This is a genomic window from Mesorhizobium sp. M7A.F.Ca.ET.027.03.2.1 (assembly GCF_003999175.1).
Taxonomy (GTDB): domain Bacteria; phylum Pseudomonadota; class Alphaproteobacteria; order Rhizobiales; family Rhizobiaceae; genus Mesorhizobium.
The window spans coordinates 1-3,316 of sequence record NZ_RZOM01000699.1 but is presented as its reverse complement, the minus strand read 5'-3'; the positions used below and the strand labels follow the sequence as shown (position 1 = coordinate 3,316).

The window sequence follows — 3,316 nt, the reverse complement described above, 5'->3', positions numbered from 1 at the left end:
CGGCGATCGCCGAGATCGCCAGATTGCGCATGGTGAGTGCTGCTCGATCGAACAGCACGGCAATCAGCATCACCGCCAGCATGATGAAGCTGCGCTCGGCGGCAACGACGACTCCAGAGATGATGAGATAGGCCGCGATCGAGAACAGTGCGGCGACGGCGGCATACTTCTTGACCGGGCGACGCGCGGAAAAGTCGGGAAACAACGCGAAGGCGCCGCGCAGCAAGCCCATGATGGTGCCTGCGACCAGCGCCATGTGCAGTCCCGAAATCGAGATGATGTGGTAGATGCCGGTACGTCGCATCGCCTCATTGATGTCATCGGGAATGCCGGCGCGCACGCCGACGATCAGCGCCGCGGCGATCTCGCCTTCGGCGCCGCCGACGCTCGCCCTGATATGGTCGGCGATGGCCTCGCGGGCATTTTCCACGCTAGAGGAAATTCGGGCCGGCAGCGACATGTCGCCACCATCGCTGACGACAAGCTTGGGGTTGCCGAGAAAGAACCCGCTGCCGCCGATGCCGGCAAAATAGCTGTCGAAGGAGAAATCATAGCTGTCCGGCCGCACCGGCCCAGTCGGCGGCAAAAGCTTGGCATATCCAGTGATGAGGGAGCCTGCGGTCACGTCAGCCGGGATCTTGCGTGCCGAAAGCCGCACCCGTTCCGGCGCATAGCGCAGTTTCGGTCTTGCGGTCGATGTCACGTCGATGGTCAGCCGGATACGGCCAGTTTCCATCCGGTCGAGCGAGACGACGCGGCCGGTCACCTGCGTCGAGATTTCCGAGCCCAACATTTGTGTGCCCGCACGCCACGTCTCGACCTTGGCAGCAAGCAGTCCTAGGGCGCACAAAAGCGCCGCCATGAAACACAGATGGGTCTTTGGCCATGAGCGCGAGACCAGCGCACAGATCCCCGTCAAGATGACAACCGCGACAGGTCTCGCAAAGTCGGGTTCAGCCGTCAGCGAAAAATAGCCGATCGCTCCGATCGCCAGGCAGACCGGCACCAGCAGGAAGGCCACGCCCCGGTCGAGTTCCAGGCTCGCCGCCGTGTTCACGCTGTGGCGCAGGCGAAGCAGTGATGTCAGGCTGATTTGCCGGCGCACGCGAACGATCCTGCCGGTTTCGGCAACAGGAACAGAGGCGGCGACATCCGCTTGCAAGGGCGCCTTGCCGGGATCCGGCACAAGGGGCGATGGCGGCGGTAATGGGGCTGGCCGAGGCGCAAACAGGGACCGTTCGCTGACGCCGATGGCAGCGTCCTCGCCCTGATCCGAGCCCCAGCCTCGTCCAGCCATCGGGTCTGCCCCTTGCGCCCTCGACACCCTATGCTACATGAACGCCGGGCGCGCGAAAGCCCGCGCAACCGCACCCCGCTTCAGATGGTTTCCGAGAGTTCCATGTCCGACAAGGTCGTCACCCGTTTTGCCCCTTCGCCCACCGGCTATCTGCACATAGGCGGCGCGCGCACGGCGCTGTTCAACTGGCTGTATGCGAAGCACACTGGCGGCACGATGCTGCTGCGCATCGAGGACACCGACCGCGAACGCTCCAATGAAGCCGCGACGGCTGCCATCCTCGACGGGCTTTCCTGGCTTGGCCTGAGCTGGGACGGCGAGCCGGTGTCGCAGTTCGAGCGTGCGCCGCGCCACCGCGAGGTGGCTGAGGAGCTCGTGCGCATGGGCAAGGCCTATTATTGCTATGCCACGCCGGCCGAACTGGAGGCCATGCGCGAGGCCGCCAGAGCCAAGGGGCTGCCGCCCCGCTATGACGGCCGCTGGCGCGACCGCGACCCCTCTGAGGCGCCCGCAGGCGTCAAGGGCGCCATTCGTATCAAGGCGCCGACCGAAGGCGAGACCATCGTCCATGACCGTGTCCAGGGCGAGGTGCGCTTTCCCAACAAGGATCTCGATGACTTCATCATCCTGCGTTCTGACGGCAATCCCACTTACATGCATGCCGTCGTCGTCGATGATCATGATATGGGAGTCACCCATATCATTCGCGGCGACGATCATCTGACCAACGCCGCTCGCCAGACCGTGATCTACAACGCCATGGGCTGGAACGTGCCGTCCATGTCGCATATCCCGCTGATCCACGGCGCCGATGGCGCCAAGCTGTCGAAGCGGCACGGCGCGCTTGGCGTCGAGGCCTATCGCGCCATGGGCTACCTGCCGGAGGCGCTGCTCAATTACCTGGCGCGCCTTGGCTGGAGCCATGGCGACGACGAGATCATGTCGATCAAGGATATGATTTCCTGGTTCGATATCGGCGATGTCAACAAGGGCGCGGCGCGCTTCGACTTCGCCAAGCTGGAGGCGATCAACGGCGCGCATATGCGCCGCATGAGCGATGCCCAACTGTTCGACATCTTCATCGCTACCCTGCCCTATCTCGAAGGTGGCCCGGCGATCGCCGCGCGCCTGAACGACAGCACCAAGGCGCAGTTGCTGGCAGCGCTTCCGGGCTTGAAGGACCGCGCCAAGACGCTGGTCGAGCTCGTCGATGGCGCGGCCTTCCTGTTCGCCACGCGCCCCCTGCCGATCGACGACAAGGCGGCCCTTCTGCTTACCGACGATGCCCGCAAGATCCTGCGCAGTGCTCACGAAGCTTTGAACGGGCTTGCGTGTGACTGGACAGCCGCCTCGGCGGAGACGGCGATACGCGAGGTGGCAGCGGCCGGCAGTCACAAGCTCGGCGCGGTGGCCCAGCCTTTGCGCGCTGCGTTGACCGGCAAAAGCACCTCGCCGGGCGTGTTCGATGTGCTCGCCGTGCTCGGCCGCGAGGAAAGCCTGGCGCGCATCTCAGATCAAATCGATTAGGAGCAAACTGGCCCAAGAAGATTGGCATTGAAAGGCGGGTTTCGCAGTGCAACATTAGGCCTTGGCCCAATCTGGCACGCACCTCCTGAAATGCGGTGGCGAATACGCGCATTGCGGTGATTTTCGACGTGTCGCTCTGCAGAATTTTGCCTTTGCCGGCATGAGGAAACAAGAAGGAGTTTGCAATGACCGAAGCTGCGAAAAAAATGGATTTGGGCGGCAAGACCCAGGAGGCCACGGCAACGCTTGCATTCGCCGGCAAGACCCATGAATTCAAGGTGCGAAGTGGTTCGGTCGGGCCTGATGTCATCGACATCGCCTCGCTCTACTCAACCACCGGCGCCTTCACTTACGATCCCGGCTTCACCTCGACGGCAAGCTGCGAGTCCGAAATCACCTTCATCGACGGCGACGCCGGCATCCTCCTCCATCGCGGCTATCCGATCGACCAGTTGGCCGAACATGGCGACTTCCTCGAAGTCTGCTATCTCC

Annotated in this window: 3 protein-coding genes; 2 read left to right on the top strand and 1 reads right to left on the bottom strand. The window is 63.3% G+C overall.

The annotated features are described in order from the left end of the window. A partial coding sequence (locus EN750_RS25170; protein WP_145967896.1) for a ComEC/Rec2 family competence protein occupies positions 1-1,297 on the bottom strand: 1,297 nt, incomplete at its 3' end. A gap of 102 nt (positions 1,298-1,399) precedes the next feature. Between EN750_RS25170 and gltX the strand changes: the two genes are divergently transcribed. After that, positions 1,400-2,824 carry a glutamate--tRNA ligase gene (gltX, locus tag EN750_RS25165; protein WP_127398113.1) on the top strand — a complete coding sequence of 475 codons (1,425 nt, stop codon included), beginning with the start codon at positions 1,400-1,402 and terminating at the stop codon, positions 2,822-2,824. Between the two features lie 185 nt (positions 2,825-3,009). After that, the coding region (locus EN750_RS25160; RefSeq protein ID WP_281062320.1) for a citrate/2-methylcitrate synthase at positions 3,010-3,316 on the top strand (307 nt) is incomplete at its 3' end.